This window comes from Leclercia adecarboxylata, from assembly GCF_006874705.1.
Lineage (GTDB): Bacteria > Pseudomonadota > Gammaproteobacteria > Enterobacterales > Enterobacteriaceae > Enterobacter > Enterobacter adecarboxylatus_C.
This window is the reverse complement of record NZ_CP035382.1, coordinates 557,906-577,964: the sequence shown is the minus strand read 5'-3', so window position 1 is coordinate 577,964 and position 20,059 is coordinate 557,906. Positions and strand designations below refer to the sequence as shown.

General features: G+C 55.9%; 17 protein-coding genes. 9 read left to right on the top strand and 8 right to left on the bottom strand.

Going from position 1 to position 20,059, the window contains the following annotated elements; all coding sequences use genetic code 11:
- Positions 1–313 precede the first annotated feature (313 nt).
- Positions 314–2,554, top strand: coding sequence for an EAL domain-containing protein (locus ES815_RS03725; RefSeq protein ID WP_142490012.1), 2,241 nt, complete (start codon positions 314–316; stop codon positions 2,552–2,554).
- 8 nt (positions 2,555–2,562) lie between these two features.
- Here the strand turns inward: ES815_RS03725 and ppx are convergent, their stop codons facing one another.
- The 4 genes from ppx to purM all read right to left on the bottom strand — a co-directional run bounded on the left by ppx (position 2,563) and on the right by purM (position 8,075).
- The gene (ppx, locus tag ES815_RS03720) at positions 2,563–4,104 is read right to left on the bottom strand and encodes an exopolyphosphatase (protein ID WP_142486674.1); all 1,542 of its coding nucleotides are present in this window, start codon (positions 4,102–4,104) and stop codon (positions 2,563–2,565) included.
- Between the two features lie 3 nt (positions 4,105–4,107).
- The gene (gene ppk1 / locus ES815_RS03715; RefSeq protein ID WP_142486673.1) at positions 4,108–6,168 is read right to left on the bottom strand and encodes a polyphosphate kinase 1; all 2,061 of its coding nucleotides are present in this window, start codon (positions 6,166–6,168) and stop codon (positions 4,108–4,110) included.
- Positions 6,169–6,399: 231 nt separating this feature from the next.
- Positions 6,400–7,041 (bottom strand): phosphoribosylglycinamide formyltransferase, encoded by a 642-nt coding sequence (gene purN, locus ES815_RS03710; RefSeq protein WP_142486672.1) that lies wholly within the window; start codon positions 7,039–7,041, stop codon positions 6,400–6,402.
- Positions 7,038–8,075 (bottom strand): phosphoribosylformylglycinamidine cyclo-ligase, encoded by a 1,038-nt coding sequence (purM, locus tag ES815_RS03705; protein WP_106994629.1) that lies wholly within the window; start codon positions 8,073–8,075, stop codon positions 7,038–7,040. The genes purN and purM overlap by 4 nt, the downstream gene beginning before the upstream one ends.
- Before the next feature lie 279 nt (positions 8,076–8,354).
- On the opposite strand from purM, the gene ES815_RS03700 reads away from it, so the two are divergent.
- From ES815_RS03700 to ES815_RS03685, 4 genes are all read left to right on the top strand, one after another.
- Complete coding sequence (locus ES815_RS03700) at positions 8,355–9,785, top strand: 6-phospho-beta-glucosidase (protein ID WP_142486671.1); 1,431 nt, start codon at positions 8,355–8,357, stop codon at positions 9,783–9,785.
- A gap of 247 nt (positions 9,786–10,032) precedes the next feature.
- Positions 10,033–10,659, top strand: a complete 627-nt coding sequence (gene upp / locus ES815_RS03695) for a uracil phosphoribosyltransferase (RefSeq protein WP_032613066.1) — start codon at positions 10,033–10,035, stop codon at positions 10,657–10,659.
- An 87-nt stretch (positions 10,660–10,746) separates the two neighbouring features.
- Entirely contained in the window at positions 10,747–12,036 is a 1,290-nt protein-coding gene (gene uraA, locus ES815_RS03690) for a uracil permease (protein ID WP_142486670.1), read from the top strand.
- A 95-nt stretch (positions 12,037–12,131) separates the two neighbouring features.
- On the top strand, positions 12,132–12,833 hold the full coding sequence (locus ES815_RS03685) for a DnaA inactivator Hda (RefSeq protein ID WP_221888536.1): 702 nt from the start codon (positions 12,132–12,134) through the stop codon (positions 12,831–12,833).
- A 35-nt stretch (positions 12,834–12,868) separates the two neighbouring features.
- Here ES815_RS03685 and arsC read toward each other — a convergent pair whose 3' ends face one another.
- Together arsC and bepA are read right to left on the bottom strand one after the other, a co-directional pair.
- The gene (arsC, locus tag ES815_RS03680) at positions 12,869–13,228 is read right to left on the bottom strand and encodes an arsenate reductase (glutaredoxin) (RefSeq protein WP_142486668.1); all 360 of its coding nucleotides are present in this window, start codon (positions 13,226–13,228) and stop codon (positions 12,869–12,871) included.
- An 11-nt stretch (positions 13,229–13,239) separates the two neighbouring features.
- Positions 13,240–14,703: a beta-barrel assembly-enhancing protease gene (gene bepA / locus ES815_RS03675; RefSeq protein WP_142486667.1), complete on the bottom strand. Its 1,464-nt coding sequence runs from the start codon at positions 14,701–14,703 to the stop codon at positions 13,240–13,242.
- Between the two features lie 222 nt (positions 14,704–14,925).
- Here bepA and ES815_RS03670 point away from each other — a divergent pair, with 222 nt between their 5' ends.
- Positions 14,926–15,987: an AI-2E family transporter gene (locus ES815_RS03670; protein WP_032613054.1), complete on the top strand. Its 1,062-nt coding sequence runs from the start codon at positions 14,926–14,928 to the stop codon at positions 15,985–15,987.
- An 86-nt stretch (positions 15,988–16,073) separates the two neighbouring features.
- Here ES815_RS03670 and bcp read toward each other — a convergent pair whose 3' ends face one another.
- Positions 16,074–16,544, bottom strand: a complete 471-nt coding sequence (gene bcp / locus ES815_RS03665; protein WP_142486666.1) for a thioredoxin-dependent thiol peroxidase — start codon at positions 16,542–16,544, stop codon at positions 16,074–16,076.
- Positions 16,544–17,113, bottom strand: coding sequence for a glycine cleavage system transcriptional repressor (locus ES815_RS03660; protein WP_032613050.1), 570 nt, complete (start codon positions 17,111–17,113; stop codon positions 16,544–16,546). The genes bcp and ES815_RS03660 overlap by 1 nt, the downstream gene beginning before the upstream one ends.
- A gap of 145 nt (positions 17,114–17,258) precedes the next feature.
- Here ES815_RS03660 and dapA point away from each other — a divergent pair, with 145 nt between their 5' ends.
- The 3 genes from dapA to purC all read left to right on the top strand — a co-directional run bounded on the left by dapA (position 17,259) and on the right by purC (position 20,011).
- Positions 17,259–18,137, top strand: a complete 879-nt coding sequence (dapA, locus tag ES815_RS03655; RefSeq protein WP_142486664.1) for a 4-hydroxy-tetrahydrodipicolinate synthase — start codon at positions 17,259–17,261, stop codon at positions 18,135–18,137.
- Positions 18,138–18,153: 16 nt separating this feature from the next.
- On the top strand, positions 18,154–19,188 hold the full coding sequence (gene bamC, locus ES815_RS03650; RefSeq protein ID WP_142486663.1) for an outer membrane protein assembly factor BamC: 1,035 nt from the start codon (positions 18,154–18,156) through the stop codon (positions 19,186–19,188).
- A gap of 109 nt (positions 19,189–19,297) precedes the next feature.
- Positions 19,298–20,011 (top strand): phosphoribosylaminoimidazolesuccinocarboxamide synthase, encoded by a 714-nt coding sequence (gene purC, locus ES815_RS03645; RefSeq protein WP_142486662.1) that lies wholly within the window; start codon positions 19,298–19,300, stop codon positions 20,009–20,011.
- Positions 20,012–20,059: the final 48 nt, after the last annotated feature.

Sequence of the window (20,059 nt, the reverse complement as noted above, 5' to 3'; positions counted from 1 at the left end):
TGCCATTAAGGCATACGGGGCAACAGGGGTCAATTATTCGGAATGTAAAATTCTGTCAACGATTAAGCCGCCAGATGTTATATATAATAATTAGTTTATTTACGCCATTGATAATTAGCACAAAAGTAGGGTTAAAAAATGTGAATATTCTTTTCTGGAATTAATCTGTTTGATTTAAGTCAAATCTTGCTCGCCATGGCTTACTAAAATCTTTGCTCCTTTCGTGCAAACGTTATTTCGTCTGCACGGCAACGTCGTCAGGTTGGATGCCTGTCAGAACTGCCCCTGGATGAGCGGGTTAACCATGGCATCTATGACTATTTTCTCGTTATACAAAAAATATAAAGACCGCTGGTGGGCGCTGCCGTTGATTTTGCCGGTCGTTCTGCTGCCCGTCGCGCGCCTTGCCACTACCTACACCCAGGTTCAGGGGAATATGGTGGTGCTCTATTACATGCCGCTGGCTTTTTTATTATCGCTGATGCTCTTTTACGGCATGGCGGCGGTGCCGGGCATTGTGCTTGCGCTCTTTGTTCGCTACTACCCTTCGGTGGGCGGTTACGAGACCGCCGTGGCGATTGGCCATTTTTTGATCCCGATAACCCTCAGCTGGGGCGGATATCGGGTTTTTGCCCCTCGCCGCAATAAAGTCTCCTATGGTGACGCACGGTTAATGGCGCAACGGATGTTCTGGCAGATGTTCTGTCCAGCCACGATTTTCCTGCTGCTGTTCCAGTTTGCCATCTATCTTGGCGTCTATAAGACACGCTTTGACCTGGCGGGTATCAGCATCCCCGGGATCCGCTCGCTGATTAACTATCAGGGATTACTGGTCGGGTGCCTGACGGGCGTGCCGTTCTGCTACCTGATCATCCGTACCCTCCGCCATCCCCGCTATTTACGAAGCCTGCTGTCGCAGATTTGGTGCCAGATCGACCGTAAAGTGACGGCGTCGGAGGTGGCTATCTGGCTGGTAGCAACCAGCGCATTGCTGGCTTTGCTTCTGTGGCCCATCACCGAAAACAGCACCATCTTCAGCACTAACTACACGCTGTCGCTGTTGATGCCGGTGATGCTGTGGGGATCGATGCGCTTCGGCTATAAGCTGATGTCCCTGATCTGGACCCCGGTGCTGATTGTCTCAATTCACTTTTTTGACAGCTACATCCCCCGGGCGCAGGGCTATGACATTCAGCTCACCATCACCTCCTCCAGCTATCTGGTCTTTACCTTCGTGGTGGTTTACATGTCGATGCTGGCGACGCGTCAGCGGGCGATCAATATTCGCGCCAGACGACTGGCATTTCTCGATCCGGTGGTGCATATCCCCAACCTGCGGGCGCTCAACCGCGCCCTGGGGAAAAAACCCTGGTCGGTGCTCTGTTTCCTGCGTATCCCGGAGCTGGAAGTGTTAGGGCGTAACTACGGCGTCTTGCTGCGTATCCAGTACAAACAGAAACTGGCCGCGTGGATTAACGGCTATTTGCAGCCGGATGAGTGCGTGTATCAGCTGTCCGGGCACGATCTGGTGCTGCGTCTGAATACCGAGTCGCATCAGTCCCGGATTGACGAGCTGGATTTGCATATCAAGCGCTTTCGCTTCCTCTGGGACGGGATGCCGCTCCAGCCGCAGGTGGGGGTCAGCTATTGCTATGTGCGCTCACCGGTAGTGCATCTTTATCTGCTGCTGGGCGAGCTGAGTACCATCGCCGATCTCTCTCTGGCGACCAATCACCCGGAAAACCTGCAGCAGCGGGGCGCCATCAATCTGCAACGCGGCCTGAAAGACAAAGTCGCGATGATGAACCGCCTGCAGCGTGCGCTTGAAAAGGATGAATTTACTCTGCTGGCGCAGCCCGTGCAGGGGATCCGTGGCGATGACTATCACGAGGTACTGCTCCGGCTACAAAACGATGGCGCCGAGCTGATTTCGCCCGATGAATTTCTGCCCGTCGCGCAGGAGTTTGGCCTCTCCTCGCGTATTGATCTGCTGGTGCTGGAGAAGACGCTGCAGTTTATGGCCGACAACCGGGAGAGTCTGCCGGGACAGCGGTTTGCTATCAACCTGTCGCCCTCATCCGTTTGCCGTGCGCAGCTGCCGCTTGAGGTGAGCCACATGCTGCAAACCTATGCTATTGAGAGCTGGCAGCTGATATTCGAGATCACCGAGAGCAGCAGTTTTGGCAACGCCGGGCTGGCCATGCAGACCATGAACCATTTGCAGGAGATGGGATGCCGGGTCGCCATTGATGATTTTGGCACTGGCTATGCCAGTTACGCCCGTTTAAAAAGCGTGGATGCCGACATCCTTAAGATCGACGGCAGCTTTATTCGTAATATCGTCAGTAACAGCCTGGATTATCAGATAGTGGCCTCGATTTGCCATCTGGCGCGGATGAAGAAAATGCTGGTGGTGGCGGAATATGTCGAGAGCGAAGAGATTCGTTGCGCCGCAGAGGCGCTGGGGATTGATTATTTCCAGGGTTATTTAATCGGTAAACCCGTACCGCTGGACGCTTTACTGCCTCTTCAGGCGCTCACGAAGAGCGCCTGAAGAGGAGATTACGCGGCAACGTTTGGAGAGTGCTCTTCCTCAATTTTCAGGCACCAGCCGGTGACGGCGCTCCAGTACTGCTGCTCTCTTTCCAGATCCAGTAGCACCAGGGCATTCTGGCTAAACCAGTCGTGCGGGAAGCTCAGCGTCCAGTGATTATCATCCGTGGTGAGCGTCAGAGTTGGCGGTGTGGTTGTCGCCTGACGCTGGTTGTTGAGCAGCACACCCAGACGTAACAGCTGGATCAGCGGCAGGAACTGTTTTTTCTTGAACAGCGTAAAGCGCGGCAACTCGTCCAGCTTAACGGCTTTGCGATGATAGCGTACCAGCGAAGCCATCATGGTCTGCTGCTCCTGATTAAAGCCTGGCAGATCGCTGTTTTGCAGAATGTAGGCCGAATGGCGGTGCATCCCGCTGTGATTGATGTTCAGCCCGACTTCGTGCAGCATCGCCGCCCACTTCAGCAGGGCCGCCAGCTGCGGATGCGCCAGTTTGGGGTTCTGGGTTTCCCACTGCTCATACATATGGGTAGTGGTTTCCAGGACCCGCTTCGCCTGCTCGCGGTCGATGTTGTACTGATTCGCCAGGCTCTGTGCGGTACGGCTGCGAATATCCTGGTGGCGGAATCGGCCTTCCATCTCATACAGCACGCCTTCGCGCAGCGCACCGTCAGACAGGCGCAGCTCGCGAATGGCCAGCGCATCGAACACGCCGCACAGGATCGCCAGACCCGGAACAAACACCGCTTTGCGCTCTTCGGACAGGCCAGGCAGGCTCAGAGCTTCAAAGCTCTTATGCTTGATCACCTCTTCCATCAGCATCGACAGACGCTCCGGGGTGATAAAGCCATCTTTTTCGCCCATCTCCACCAGCACTTCATGTGCGGCTTTAATCGTACCCGAGGCGCCAAGCGCCACGTTCCAGCCCTGCAGTCGGTACTGCCAGGCGAGCGACTCCAGCTTCTGCACCGCGGCCATGCGCGCACGCTGGAAGTTTTCCCGGCTGATTGTTCCGCCCGGGAAGTAGATCTGGGCGAAACTGACGCAGCCCATCCGGCGGCTTTCGACCAGATGCGGCTCAAAGTTTTCGCCAATCACCAGTTCGGTAGAGCCACCGCCGATATCGATCACCAGCTTGCGGCCTTTTTCCGGCTGAGTATGTTCCACACCCATGAAGATCAGACGGGCTTCTTCATTCCCCGAAATGATCTCGATAGGGTAGGGGATCACCTGCTCCGCGCGCTTTAAAAAGTCCGTGGCGTTCGCCGCCTGGCGAAGGGTGTGGGTTCCGACAATGCAGACGCTCGACGGGGTGAAGCCCTGCAGGCGTTCGGCAAACAGCGACAGGCAGTTCAGCCCGCGCTCCATCGCCTCTTCGCTGAGCATGTTGTCGGCGCCCAGGCCGTCAGCCAGGTGGACGCGCTGTTTCAGTCGACCGATGATCTGCATTGCGCCATCAACCTCACGGGCAATGACCATGTGGAAGCTGTTAGAACCAAGGTCGACCGCAGCAAACTCCTGCGGTCGTGGGGTCTTATCGTTTATCGGCATAGGTTAATCGGGTTGCTCGAGTGATTTGATATAGTCGTAAATCGCCAGCTGTGACCGCACCTTACGGCGATTGCCGCGCGGCACATAGCGGTTACTCAGTTCTTTATCGATATAGCGTGCTTTTACGGTATCGTTTAACAGTAAATCAATAATATCAAGTACTTGTTGCTTAAGCCGCGGATCGAGCAGCGGCGTCGCTACCTCGATGCGATAGTCGATGTTGCGCGTCATCCAGTCGGCGGAAGAGAGGTAGACCTGTTTATCGCCACCGTTCTCAAAAATATAGGTGCGATCGTGCTCGAGGTAACGGTCAACGATGCTGATGACGCGAATATTTTCGCTGATACCCTCCAGTTCGGGGATCAGGGAGCACATGCCGCGGATCAGCAGATTGACCGGAACGCCTGAGCCGGAGGCGGCATACAGGCGATCCACCAGCCCTTTATCGACCAGGTTGTTGAGCTTCAGCGTAATGCCGGAAGGCAGGCCTTTCTGCGCATTAGCGATCTCACGGTCGATCATGTCATACAGCAGGCGACGGGAGTTCTGCGGCGACACCAGCAGATAGTCGAAGCTGACCGGACGGTACGGGTTCTCAATGAAGTTGAATACCCGGCGCACCTCGTTGGTGATGCGCGCATCGGCGGTGAGCAGCGAGTAGTCGGTGTAAATTCGCGCGGTCTTCTCGTTGAAGTTGCCGGTGCCGATATGGGCATAACGCACCACGTCATCACCCTCTTTACGGGAGATGAGGAACAGCTTGGCGTGGATCTTCAGCCCCGGGGCCGAGAAGATCACGTGTACGCCCGCCTCGGTCAGACGGCGGGCCCAGTGGATGTTCGCCTCTTCGTCGAAACGCGCCTGCAGCTCTACCACCACGGTCACTTTCTTGCCGTTATGGGCGGCATGGATCATCGCATCGATAATGCGGGAGTCTTTCGCCACGCGGTAGATGTTGATTTTGATCGCCAGCACGTTAGGGTCGAACGACGCCTGACGCATCAGCTCCAGCACGTGCTCAAAGGTGTGGTACGGATAGTAGAGCAGGACGTCGCGCTCGCGGATTGCGTCGAAGCCGTTGCGGAACTTATCGAACCAGATATGGCGCAGACGCGGCAGCGGCTTGTTCACCAGGTTGGCCTTGCCGACGTTCGGGAAGCCGATAAAGTCTTTGAAGTTGTGATAGCGACCGCCCGGCACGATGGAGTCGTAGCGGGAGATGGTCAGCTTTTCACGCAGCATCTCGACCATCGCGTCCGGCATATCGCGCTGATAGACAAAGCGCACCGGCTCGGCGGTCAGACGCTGCTTAAGGCTGGAGGACATCAGCTCCATCAGGCTGGCCTCCATCTCGTGCACCAGGTCGTACTCGGCGTCACGGGTCATCTTCATCGAATAGGCGTTCAGGGCATCGTAATCGAAGAAGCCCTTGAAGATGTCGTCCAGGCAGTAGCGCAGGATGTTATCCAGCAGGATCATCGGCTTGCGACGGCGCGGCGTTTCCGGCGGCAGGTTGACGAAGCGCGGCACCTTGTCGGACGGGATCTCCAGCAGCGCATAGCGAATGCTGTCGCCGCGGATAATCTCCACCGCCAGATAGGTGTAGTCGTCCTTCAGGAACTGCACCAGATCGGTTTCACGGTTAATCAGAATAGGGGTGATGTGCTGGCGCAGATACTGTTTGAAATAGTGGCGCAGCCAGCTCTGCTGGTTGACCGAGAGCTGTCGCTCGTTGATCAGGAAGATTTGGTTGCGCGCCATCTCCAGCAGCAGTTCGTTATACAGGCTGTCAAATTCCTGATCGGCTTTCAGGACCCGGGACTGGATCTTGCCCAGCAGATGACGCGAATTCGAGTTTAAACCCTGCTCTTCGCTAATGATGATTCGACGCTTCAGTTCAGCAAAGCGAACTTTATAGAACTCGTCCAGGTTATTGGAGTAAATCCCCAGAAAACGCATGCGCTCAATCAGCGGGTTACTTTTATCCGCCGCTTCCTGAAGCACGCGCTCGTTGAATGCTAACCAGCTTAGCTCTTTCTCGATGTATAACTTTTCCTGACCCATTACTACTCACACTCCAGTTCAATCACAGGACGTGGTAAATCCGTCTCGCCTTTATTATGGCGAGCATTTCCACTATATGTCCAACTGTGTCAGAAAAGTATGACAGTTAAATTTATTCTTGAGGGATAATAGAGGGTTGAAGCGATGGTGCAACGGCTGTCGGGTGGCGCTATCGCTTACCCGACCTACGTACCGTAGGCCCGTGCAAGCGTAGCGCCGCCGGGCAAAAAACTACTCTTCCGCCGCATGTCCTTGCGGAGGTAACGGCGCGCCGTCCAGCCAGGCGGCGCCGTCGCGCATTTCCAGGCGGCCATCAACAAACCAGCTCACCACCAGCGGGTAGATAGCATGCTCCTGGGCCTGAACCCGGGCGGTGACGTCATCTTCGCTGTCGCCTGCAAACACCGGCACTTTCGCCTGCAGGATCACCGGGCCGCCGTCCAGTTCGTCGGTGACGAAATGGACCGAGGTGCCGTGCTCCTCGTCGCCGTTATCCAGCACCTGACGGTGGGTATTCAGGCCGGGATATTTTGGCAGCAGGGAAGGGTGGATGTTCAGCAGACGTCCGGCATAGTGCGCCACAAACGCCGGGCTGAGGATCCGCATATAGCCCGCCAGCACCACCACATCCGGGGCGTAGGCGTCGATCTCCTGCACCAGCTCGCGGTCAAAGGCCTCGCGGCTGGCAAACTGGGAGGCGCTGAGCGCATGGGCGGCAATGCCCGCCTCGCGGGCACGCTCAAGGCCGAAAGCGTCGGCCTTGTTACTGAATACTGCGCGGAGGGTGCCGTTGATTTTCTTCTGTTTGCAGGCATCGATGATAGCCTGCAAATTACTTCCGTTACCGGAAATGAGCACCACTATGTTTTTCATTCAATGACCACACGCTGTTCGGAATCAGACGCTTTGATGATACCGATTTTCCACGCGTTTTCACCTTTCGCCTGCAGCAGCGCCAGGGCATTGTCCACTTCGCTGGCCGGCAGGGCGATCAGCATCCCTACGCCGCAATTGAAGGTGCGATACATTTCGTGATCGCTGACGTTACCGGCATCCTGCAGCCAGTTGAACACCGCCGGCCACTGCCAGGATGACTCGTCGATCACGGCCTGGGTGTTGTCCGGCAGCACGCGCGGAATGTTTTCCCAGAAGCCGCCGCCGGTCAGGTGGGCGATAGCGTGAACGTCCACGTTCTCGATCAGTTCCAGAATGGATTTCACATAGATGCGGGTCGGTTCGAGCAGATGATCGGCCAGCGGTTTGCCTTCCAGCTCGGTCGTCAGCGGGTCACAGCCGCTCACTTCGACAATTTTACGCACCAGTGAATAACCGTTGGAGTGCGGACCGCTGGAACCCAGTGCAATCAGCACGTCGCCGTCGGTCACTTTGCTGCCGTCAATGATCTCTGATTTTTCGACAACGCCCACGCAGAAGCCGGCGACGTCGTAATCTTCGCCGTGATACATCCCCGGCATTTCAGCGGTTTCACCGCCGACCAGCGCACAGCCAGACTGCAGGCAGCCTTCCGCGATACCGCTGATCACGCTGGCTGCGGTGTCAACGTCCAGCTTGCCGGTCGCGTAGTAGTCGAGGAAGAACAGCGGCTCAGCGCCCTGAACCACCAGGTCGTTAACGCACATGGCGACCAGGTCAACACCGATGGTGTCGTGGCGTTTCAGATCCATTGCCAGACGCAGCTTGGTGCCCACGCCGTCGGTGCCCGAGACCAGAACCGGTTCACGGTATTTTTGCGGCAGCGCGCACAGGGCGCCGAATCCTCCCAGCCCACCCATGACTTCCGGGCGGCGGGTTTTTTTAACTACCCCTTTGATACGGTCAACCAGCGCATTACCTGCGTCAATATCCACACCGGCATCTTTGTAGCTGAGAGAAGTTTTGTTGGTCACGGCTCAAGTCCCCACGCGATTGCATTGCGATAGTAAGAAAAATCGGCGCAATTCTAACAGTCCAGGCAAACGTTTGCGAGCCCATTCTGCAACAGAAAAAAGCGCCTCTGAAAATCCAGAGAAAATCGCACTCTGGCGCACAAACTTGAACCCGTTCACGAAAATGAAACCGGGTACATTCTTATTCTTGCAACCCCTTCGCTGAATGCACATCATTTCACTGAAACCGGTTTCTGTACTCTTTTTTGCCGATAATTAACGCTGAATGAGGGATATCGCATGTCAGGATTCAAAGAGGGTTTTCTGTGGGGCGGCGCGGTGGCGGCGCATCAACTTGAAGGCGGCTGGCAGGAGGGCGGGAAGGGCCCGAGCGTCGCAGACGTAATGACCGCAGGCGCGCACGGCGTTCCGCGCGAAATCACCGATGGCGTGCTGCCGGGCAAAAATTACCCCAACCATGAAGCCATCGATTTCTATCACCGGTACAAAGAAGATATCCAGCTGTTCGCGGAAATGGGCTTTAAATGCTTCCGTACCTCGATAGCCTGGACGCGGATTTTCCCCAAAGGCGATGAACAGCAGCCCAACGAAGCGGGCCTGCAGTTTTACGACGATCTGTTTGACGAGTGCCTGAAGCACGGCATCGAGCCGGTTATTACCCTCTCGCATTTCGAAATGCCTTATCACCTGGTGAGCGAATACGGCGGCTGGCGTAACCGCAAACTGATCGACTTCTTTGTGCGCTTTGCCAGCGTGGTGTTTAAGCGTTATCAGCACAAAGTGAAGTACTGGATGACCTTCAACGAGATCAACAACCAGGCCAACTTCCACGAAGATTTCGCCCCGTTCACCAACTCCGGCCTGAAATATCAGCCGGGCGAAGATCGCGAGCCGGTGATGTTCCAGGCGGCGCACTACGAGCTGGTAGCCAGTGCTCTGGCGGTAAAAGCCGGGCGTGATATTAATCCGTCCCTGCGAATCGGCTGCATGATTGCCATGTGCCCGATCTACCCGCTGACCTGCGCCCCGGACGACATGATGATGGCGATGAACGCCATGCATCGCCGCTACTGGTTCACCGACGTACACGTCCGCGGCGCCTATCCGCAGCACCTGCTGAACTACTTCGCCCGTCGCGGTTTTGATCTTGATATCACCGAAGAGGATAAAGCGGCGCTGAAACAGGGCTGTGTGGATTACATCGGCTTCAGCTACTACATGTCGTTTGCCACCAAAGCGACGGCGGATAATCCGCAGCTGGATTACGACGAAAGCAAAAGCCTGGTCTCCAACCCCTACGTGCAGAAATCAGACTGGGGCTGGCAGATTGACCCCGTTGGGCTGCGCTACTCCCTGAACTGGTTCTGGGATCACTATCAGCTGCCGCTGTTTATTGTTGAGAACGGTTTTGGCGCCATCGACGTGCAGGAGAGCGACGGCACGGTGAACGACCAGTACCGCATTGACTACCTCAGCGCCCATATCCGTGAGATGAAGAAAGCGGTGGTGGAAGACGGCGTGGATCTGATGGGCTACACCCCATGGGGTTGTATCGATCTGGTCTCTGCCGGCACCGGCGAAATGAAAAAACGCTATGGCTTTATCTATGTTGATAAAGATAACGAAGGCAACGGTACGCTGAATCGCAGCAAGAAAAAGTCGTTCGCCTGGTATCAGAAGGTGATCGCCAGTAACGGCGAGTCGCTTTAATTTCTTATTGCCGGGTGGCGGCTTCGCCTTACCCGGCCTACAAAATCGTAGGCCCGTGCAAGCGCAGCGCCGCCGGGCACAAAATCCGCCGCTCCCCCTCCAGATTTATTTGTCTGTTTTATAATCTGTAACGGTCTGTTATTCACTTTGGTTGATCCCGGTCAAGCAAGATGGGTATGGCGCTGTCCGAAAAAAGCGGTATAATCCGGCGATTTTTTTTGTGGCTGCCACCCGAAGGAGAAAGAGAATGAAGATTGTGGAAGTGAAACACCCACTCGTTAAACACAAGCTGGGCCTGATGCGTGAGCATGACATCAGCACTAAGCGCTTTCGTGAACTTGCCTCTGAAGTTGGCAGCTTACTGACCTATGAAGCAACCTCCGATCTGGAAACTGAAACTGTCACCATTGAAGGCTGGAACGGCCCGGTACAGGTTGAGCAGATCAAAGGTAAAAAAATTACCGTTGTGCCAATCCTGCGTGCGGGTCTGGGCATGATGGAAGGCGTGCTGGAGCACGTTCCGAGCGCGCGTATCAGCGTGGTCGGTATCTACCGTAACGAAGAAACTCTGGAGCCAGTACCGTACTTCCAGAAGCTGGTGTCCAACATCGACGAGCGTATGGCGCTGGTCGTTGACCCGATGCTGGCGACCGGTGGTTCGATGATCGCCACTATCGACCTGCTGAAAAATGCCGGCTGCAGCAGCATCAAGGTGCTGGTACTGGTTGCCGCGCCTGAAGGCATCGCCGCGCTGGAAAAAGCGCACCCGGACGTTGAGCTGTACACCGCCTCTGTCGATCAGGGGCTGAACGAGCACGGGTATATCATCCCGGGCCTCGGCGATGCCGGCGATAAGATTTTTGGTACTAAGTAATCGCATAACGATAAAGAAGCCGACTTTGATAGTCGGCTTTTTTTTGAATAAAACACACACAACCAATAATACTCAGAGGAAAACATTATGACGCGCCGTGCTATCGGGGTGAGTGAAAGACCGCCGCTTTTACAGACTATCCCGCTTAGTTTGCAGCACCTGTTTGCGATGTTTGGCGCAACCGTGCTGGTGCCAATCCTGTTCCACATTAACCCGGCCACCGTGCTGCTGTTTAACGGTATCGGGACGCTGCTGTACCTCTTCATCTGTAAAGGTAAAATCCCGGCCTATCTGGGCTCAAGCTTTGCCTTTATCTCCCCGGTACTGCTGCTGCTGCCGTTAGGCTACGAAGTGGCGCTGGGCGGTTTTATCATGTGCGGCGTGCTGTTCTGCCTGGTGGCCTTCATTGTGAAGAAAGCGGGTACCGGCTGGCTGGATGTGATGTTCCCGCCTGCGGCAATGGGCGCAATCGTTGCCGTTATCGGTCTTGAGTTAGCCGGTGTTGCGGCGAACATGGCAGGCCTGCTGCCTGCCGACGGTCAGTCGCCGGATACCAAAACCATTATCATCTCGCTGGTAACGCTGGGCGTGACGGTCTTTGGCTCCGTGCTGTTCCGTGGCTTTATGGCGATTATCCCGATCCTGATTGGCGTGCTGGCGGGCTATGCGCTCTCCTTCGCGATGGGCGTTGTCGATACTACCCCGATCGCGCAGGCCCACTGGTTTGCCCTGCCAACCTTCTATACCCCGCGCTTTGAGTGGTTTGCGATTTTCACCATTCTGCCTGCGGCACTGGTGGTGATTGCCGAGCACGTTGGCCATCTGGTCGTCACCGCGAACATCGTCAAGCGCGACCTGATTCGTGACCCGGGTCTGCACCGCTCGATGTTTGCTAACGGCTTCTCGACCATTATCTCCGGTTTCTTTGGCTCCACGCCAAACACCACCTACGGTGAGAACATCGGCGTGATGGCGATTACCCGCGTTTACAGTACCTGGGTTATCGGCGGCGCAGCGATTATCGCTATCCTGCTCTCCTGCGTCGGTAAACTGGCGGCAGCCATCCAGATCATCCCGGTGCCGGTGATGGGCGGCGTTTCGCTGCTGCTGTACGGGGTGATTGGTGCTTCCGGTATCCGCGTCCTGATCGAATCAAAAGTCGATTACAGCAAAGCGCAGAACCTGATCCTGACCTCGGTGATCCTGATTATCGGCGTCAGCGGCGCCAAAGTTCATATTGGCGCAGCAGAGCTGAAAGGCATGGCGCTGGCGACCATCGTTGGTATCGGCCTGGCGCTGATCTTCAAACTGATCTCTGTCCTGCGTCCGGAAGAAGTTGTACTGGACGCCGAAGAGAGCGAAAAAATCTCTCATTGATCGTCCAACCGGGCGGTCGATCCGCCCGGTTCTCTCCCCGCTTGTTCCGTGTTAAACTCTGGGCCGATTCTGAGTAAGACCTGGTTGAGGTATTTCTGAACGCACCGGCACAGCTCTCTTTGCCACTCTATCTTCCCGACGACGAAACTTTCGCGAGTTTCTGGCCGGGTGATAACCCCTCTTTACTGGCTGCACTGCAAAACGTGTTGCGCCAGGAGCACAGCGGTTACATCTATATCTGGTCACGCGAGGGCGCGGGGCGTAGCCATCTGCTCCATGCTGCCTGCGCCGAACTCTCACTGCGCGGGGATGCGGTCGGCTATGTGCCGCTGGACAAGCGCACCTGGTTTGTGCCGGAAGTACTCGATGGGATGGAACAGCTGTCGTTGGTCTGCATCGACAATATCGAATGCGTGGCAGGGGATGAGCTGTGGGAAATGGCGATTTTTGATCTCTATAACCGCATTCTGGAGTCCGGTAAAACCCGGCTGCTGATCACCGGTGATCGTCCACCGCGCCAGCTGAATCTGGGGCTTGCCGATCTGGCTTCACGTCTCGACTGGGGACAAATCTACAAGTTACAGCCGCTTTCCGATGAAGATAAACTCCAGGCTTTGCAGCTGCGGGCGCGGTTGCGGGGGTTTGAACTGCCGGAAGACGTGGGGCGCTTTCTGTTAAAGCGGCTGGATCGCGAGATGCGCACGCTGTTTATGACTCTCGATCAGCTGGATCGGGCATCCATCACCGCCCAGCGGAAACTCACCATTCCCTTTGTAAAAGATATTCTTAATCTTTAGGCCCGGCACAGGCAGACTACCGGGCCACTTCACGCTTACTTCACAATCTCCAGCACCTGTTCAGGCGGACGGCCAATACGCGCTTTGCCGTTTGCCACCACAATCGGGCGCTCGATCAGCTTCGGATTATCCACCATCGCCTGAATTAACGCGTCTTCACCGAGCGCGCTGTCAGCCAGGCCCAATTCTTTGTAAAGCTCCTCTTTCTGGCGCATTAACTCTCTGGCGCTGGCCATTCCCAGCTGGCTTAACAGCGTGCGAAGGGTGTCCGCATCCGGCGGCGTATCCAGATAAAGCACCACCTGCGGCTCAATGCCGTTGGTTTTCAGCAGGGTCAGGGTTTCGCGGCTCTTTGAGCAGCGAGGGTTATGGTAGATCGTAACCGCGTCAGACATCTCTTCTCCTTTTACATCTTTTCATACGGGCGGTAGCGCTGCTGCAGCTGGCGCAGCTGATCGATGCGGGCATCGTAACGGGCCTGCTGCAGGCTACCGAGTTTCACCTGCGAGCTGGCGCTGCTCAGCAGGGAGATGGCCTGGTCCAGGCGTCCGGCCAGGGCGTAGCCTTCGGCGCGGGCCGCCAGCTCCTGATCGCGATGGCCAAGCGCGGCTTCTACCTGGGCCAGCAGATCCCAGCCGTTAGGATCATCTTTATTATTAAAGGTGTAGCGGTTGAGAATGGGGGCGGCTTCCTGCGGCTGTCCACTTTGTAAGTAAGCATTCGCCAGGTTGAGTTGCAGCACCGGATTGGTGCGCAATTCCCGGGCACCTTTCAGACGGTTGATCGCATCCTGGCCTTTTTTCTGGCCTAAATCGATGTCGGTGGCCAGATCGAGATACCAGGCATTGTTCGCCTCTGCGGTCAGCAGCGGCTGCAGATTTTTTCGGGCCTCATCATAGTTGCTGGCCTCCATCGCCTGTAACGCCCGGCCATACTGGGCCGCACGCTGTTCACGCACGTTGCCTTTGGCCAGCGCGTCCAGCAGATCGTTGGTCAGCTGGTTGCGCCCGGAATTGTACATGCCGAGGGTTCTGACCTTCGCCATATAGAAATCTTCCGAGGACTGCACCACCACCGGACGCATCTGGTTGGCGCGGTTGCGGGCATCCGAGAGGCGGCTTTCCGGCAGGGGGTGAGTCAGCAGAATTTCCGGCGGACGCGAAGAGTAGCGCGCCCGGTCGAGTAACTTTTCGAGGAAGTTCGGCATCGCCTGCGGGTCGAACCCGGAGCGTTGCAGTACCTGAATACCGATGCGGTCCGCTTCCTGTTCATTTTGTTGGGTAAAGCTGATCATCCCCTGACGCGTGCCCGCCAGCGTACCGGTCAGCGCCGCCATGCCCGCCTGCGGACTGGCCATCGCCAGCAGAATGGAGCCCAGTGCGCCCACCCAGGTCAGCGGGGCGCTGCGCTTCTGATCTTCCATTGCCCGCGCCAGATGTCGCTGGGTAACGTGAGAAATCTCGTGCGCCATCACCGAGGCAAGCTGGCTTTCGTTATCGGCATAGCGGAATAACGCCGAGTGCAACACCACATTGCCGCCGAAGAAGGCGAAGGCGTTGATCTCATCGTTATTGATTAAAAAGAAGTGGAAAGGGGTCTTCACCGAATCTGCATGGGAGACAAGACGCATCCCCAGGGAATTGATGTACTGCACCAGCAGCGGATCGTTAATCAGCGGCGCACTGCCGCGCAGCTGGCGCACATAATAGTCGCCCATTTGCATCTCCTGACCAATGGAGAGCGTGCTGCCTGCCGAGGTGCCCATGTCCGGCAATGATTCTGCAGAGTCAGCGAACGCGGGCATCATCTGGCCGGCGGTCAGCGCAGCGATGAGCGTCGCAACCAACGTTTTTTTCAACTGCCTGAACATAACCTCTGTCCTGTCTGGTGAGTGTGCTAATTTGACCGAAGAACCCGCATATCGTTCATCTGCGGCTGCTCTGCGAGTGTAGCCGCGTCAGGGCGATAAGAAAATCCCTCTTTTCAGGCTTTTGCGTTTTGTGACAGAGCAAGAAAAAGCGAAAGTCTTTTCATTGACTCTCCGATACAATTCACCCTTTACGTCCAGCCATCATCTTCAGGGAAGGGTTGCATGCTCGAGTTATTAATGCAGTGGTACCGCCGACGCTTTAGCGATCCCGAGGCCATTGCTTTGCTGGTTATTCTGGTTGCCGGTTTTGGCATCCTTTTCTTCTTTAGCGGGCTGCTGGCCCCGCTGCTGGTGGCGATTGTGCTCGCCTATCTGCTGGAGTGGCCGACGGTGCGGCTGGAAAATATCGGCTGTTCCCGCCGCTGGGCCAGCATCATCGTGCTGGTCTTTTTTGTCGGTATCCTGCTGGTGATGTCCTTTGTGGTGCTGCCGATCGCCTGGCAGCAGGGGATCTACCTGATTCGCGACATGCCCGGCATGCTCAGCAAGCTCTCTGATTTTGCCGCTACCCTGCCGCGCCGTTATCCGGCCCTGATGGATGCGGGCATTATTGATGCGATGGCGGAAAACATGCGTACCCGCATCATGACCATGGGGGACACGGTGGTGAAATTCTCCCTCGCATCGCTGGTGGGTCTGCTGACGCTGGCGGTTTATCTGGTGCTGGTGCCGCTGATGGTCTTCTTCCTGGTCAAGGACAAAGAGCAGATGCTGAACGCGGTGCGCCGCGTGCTGCCGCGTAACCGTGGCCTGGCAGGGCAGGTGTGGAAGGAGATGAACCAGCAGATCACCAACTATATCCGTGGCAAAGTGCTGGAGATGATCGTCGTCGGGGTCGCCACCTGGATTGGCTTCTTTATCTTCGGCCTGAACTATTCGCTACTGCTGGCGGTCCTGGTGGGCTTCTCGGTGCTGATCCCCTACATCGGGGCCTTTGTGGTCACCATTCCGGTGGTGTGCGTGGCGCTGTTCCAGTTTGGACTGGGCACCGAGTTCTGGAGCTGTTTTGTCGTCTATCTGATTATTCAGGGGCTGGACGGTAACCTGCTGGTGCCGGTGCTGTTCTCGGAAGCGGTGAACCTGCACCCCATCGTCATTATTCTGTCGGTGGTGATTTTTGGCGGGTTATGGGGATTCTGGGGCGTGTTCTTTGCCATCCCGCTGGCCACGCTGATTAAAGCGGTGGTGCATGCCTGGCCGGATGTGCCGGCGGTTGAGGAGTAATTTTTTCGCCGGGTGGCGCTTCGCTTACCCGGCCTACAAATCCTGTAGGCCCGTGCAAGCGTAGCGCCGCCGGGCGGCAAGCCGAATCAGGCGTTCTCTTTCACCCAGTTCAATACCACGTCGTGGTGATTGCTGGTTTTGAAGTCGTCAAACACGTGTTCAACCTTACCTTCGGCATCGATCAGGAAACTGATGCGGTGGATACCGTCGTAGGTTTTGCCCATAAAGGTTTTTTCACCCCAGATACCAAACTCGCTGCAGACCTGATGGTCTTCGTCGGAGAGCAACGTGAAGTTGAGCAGCTCTTTTTCGGCAAAACGAGACAGCTTTTCAGGCTTATCGGTACTGATACCCAGCACTTCTACACCTGCGTTTTTCAATTCGTCCATGTTATCGCGTAGACCGCACGCTTGTACGGTACAGCCTGGCGTCATGGCTTTCGGGTAGAAATAGACCAGAACACGCTGTCCCTGGAAGTCGGTTAAATTTACTTGCTCACCGTCTTGATCGGGCAAGCTAAATTTCGGTGCGATGTCACCGGCTTTCAGTGGATTCATTACTCAACTCCGTCTTGTTCATGCTGGGAATAATTGACGACGTTTATACTGCCTTGCGCATTTAATTCTGTACAGAGGGCTTTGAACGCTTGCTCGATATTTGACGCATCCTGAGAGGCCGGGCTGTGCGCGGTGATCTGGATGAACAGTTTAGGGATGGTGTCGCCTTCACCCGGCTGGGTACGGGAGACCAGTTCGGCAATGTTCATCTGATGGCTATCAAACAGGGCGGTAAAGCGTTCGATTAAGTGCGGGGAGTCAGTCACTTCCACCTGAACCCAGACGGTTGCCGGCAGGGCCGGCTGCGGGCGCGCGGTGGTGCGCTTCATCACGATCAGCAGATCCAGCTCTGCGCCTTTTAACGGCAGGGTCGATTCAATTAAGGTAATCGCATTCCACGACCCGGAAAGCAGCATGATGAAGGTGAACTCTTCTCCGAGCATTGCCAGGCGGCTGTCTTCAATGTTGCAGCCGCAGCTACTGACGTGGCGGGTGATGGTATTCACGATCCCCGGCCTGTCGGCACCCAGCGCAGTGATAACCAGGTAATGTTGTGATGAGGTTGTCAAACCTGTTCTTCCTTTGCGTGGTTTAGTCTTTCTAAGGAAAGCATAAAAAAAACCGGCATACAATAACCTGGAGGCCTCATGTCCCTTGCTTTTATTACAGCACCAAACGTACCATTGAGACTCTTGTACGCACAGAGGATGGCCCATGTTCACGGGAAGTATTGTCGCGCTTGTTACACCGATGGATGAGAAAGGTAATGTCTGCCGGTCAAGCCTGAAGAAACTGATTGATTATCATGTCGCCAGCGGAACCTCGGCGATTGTTTCGGTAGGGACTACCGGTGAATCTGCTACGCTGAGCCATGAAGAGCATGGTGAAGTGGTCATGATGACCCTCGAACTGGCTGACGGGCGTATCCCGGTTATTGCCGGTACGGGCGCCAATGCGACTGCGGAAGCCATCAGTCTGACCCAGCGTTTTAACGATAGCGGCGTAGTGGGTTGCCTGACGGTAACGCCGTACTACAACCGTCCGACCCAGGAAGGTCTGTTCCAGCATTTCAAAGCCATCGCTGAACATACTGACTTGCCACAAATCCTGTATAATGTGCCGTCGCGCACTGGCTGCGATATGCTGCCAGAAACGGTTGGCCGCCTCGCGAAAGTAAAAAATATTATCGGTATTAAAGAGGCGACCGGGAACTTAAGCCGTGTTCATCAGATCAAAGAGCTGGTTTCAGACGACTTTATTCTGCTGAGCGGTGATGATGCGACCTCGCTGGACTTCATGCAGCTCGGCGGCCACGGCGTAATTTCCGTGACCTCCAACGTTGCAGCCCGCGATATGGCTGAAATGTGTAAACTGGCAGCTGCCGGTCACTACCAGGAAGCGCGCGTGATTAACCAGCGTCTGATGCCGCTGCACAACAAATTATTTGTCGAACCCAATCCGATCCCAGTGAAATGGGCATGTAAGGAGTTGGGACTTGTAGCGACCGATACGCTGCGTCTGCCGATGACCCCGATTACCGACCACGGTCGCGAAACGGTCACCAGCGCGCTGAAGCATGCCGGTCTGCTGTAAAGTTTAGGGAGATTTGATGGCTTACTCAGTACAGAAGTCGCGCCTGGTGAAGGTTGCGGGTGTTTCGCTTGTTATGCTGCTCGCGGCCTGTAGCTCAGATTCACGCTACAAGCGCCAGGTGAGCGGTGACGAATCCTATCTGGATGCTGCGCCGCTTGCTGAACTTCATGCGCCCGCTGGCATGATCCTGCCGATTCAGAATGGCGACTACAATATTCCGGTCACCAACGGGAGCGGCGCGGTAGGCAAAGCGCTTGATATCCGTCCACCAGCACAGCCTCTGGCGCTGGTGAGCGGGGCGCGTACTCAGTTCACCGGCGATACCGCGACGCTGCAGGTTGAGAGCGCGCGTAATGCCACGCTGTGGCCGCAGGTTGTCAGCGTGATTCAGTCGAAGAACTACACAATCACGCAACGCGACGACGCCAGCCAGACGCTGTCGACAGACTGGATCGAATGGACCCGTCTGGATGAAGATCAACAGTACCGTGGACGTTATCAAGTCTCTGTTAAACCTCAGGGTTACCAGCAGGCGGTCGTGGTTAAGCTGCTGAACCTGGAGCAGGCGGGCAAGCCAGTCTCAGATGCCGCGTCCTTGCAGCGCTACAGCACCGAGATGCTTAACACCATCGCTGCGGGCCTCGACAAAAACGCAACCGACGCTGCCAATGCTGCCCAGAGCCGCAATGGCGCAACCTTCGACGTGCAGAGCGCTGCCGACGATACCGGTCTGCCAATGCTTGTCGTACGTGGTCCGTTCAACCAGGTCTGGCAGCGTCTGCCTGCAACGCTTGAGCGCGTCGGCATGAAAGTGACCGACAGCACCCGCTCAACCGGCAGCATGGCGGTGACCTACAAGCCGCTGTCTGACAGCAGCTGGGAAGAGCTGGGCGCACGCGACCCGGGTCTGGCTTCCGGCGACTACAAACTTCAGGTCGGCGACCTGGACAACCGTAGCAGCCTGCAGTTTATCGATCCGAAAGGTCACACCCTGACTCAGTCGCAGAACGATGCGCTGGTGGCTGTCTTCCAGGCAGCATTCAGCAAATAAAAAAGAGGGCTGGTTAATCCAGCCCTTTTTATTTTAGTGCTACGCAAACGTGTGCGTGGCATAATATCTCCAGTTTTGAACACAAATCATCACACCAGGAGTAATGAAGATGCAGAAGCAAGCTGAGTTGTATCGTGGCAAAGCGAAAACCGTATACAGCACGGAAAACCCGGATCTGTTGGTGCTCGAGTTCCGCAATGATACGTCAGCAGGAGATGGCGCGCGCATTGAACAGTTCGATCGTAAAGGGATGGTGAACAACAAGTTCAACCACTTCATTATGAGCAAGCTGGAAGAAGCGGGTATCCCGACGCAGATGGAAGCGTTGCTGTCCGATACCGAATGTCTGGTGAAAAAGCTGGATATGGTGCCGGTGGAATGTGTCGTCCGTAACCGCGCCGCAGGCTCCCTGGTGAAGCGTCTGGGTATTGAAGAGGGCATCGAGCTCAACCCGCCGCTGTTCGACCTGTTCCTGAAAAACGACGCCATGCACGATCCGATGGTCAACGAATCTTACTGCGAAACCTTTGGCTGGGTAAGCAAAGAGAACCTGGCGCGTATGCAGGAGCTGACCTTTAAAGCCAACGACGTGCTGAAGAAGCTGTTTGATGACGCGGGCCTGATCCTTGTCGATTTCAAACTGGAATTCGGATTGTTTAAAGGTGAGGTGGTTCTGGGTGATGAATTCTCCCCGGACGGCAGCCGCCTGTGGGACAAAGAGACTCTGGATAAAATGGACAAAGACCGCTTCCGCCAAAGCCTGGGCGGTCTGATCGAAGCGTACGAAGCCGTAGCCCACCGTCTGGGCGTCAAACTCGATTAATACCGCCTTACCGCCAGGGGAACCTCTGTTCCTCTGGCATCTCACCCC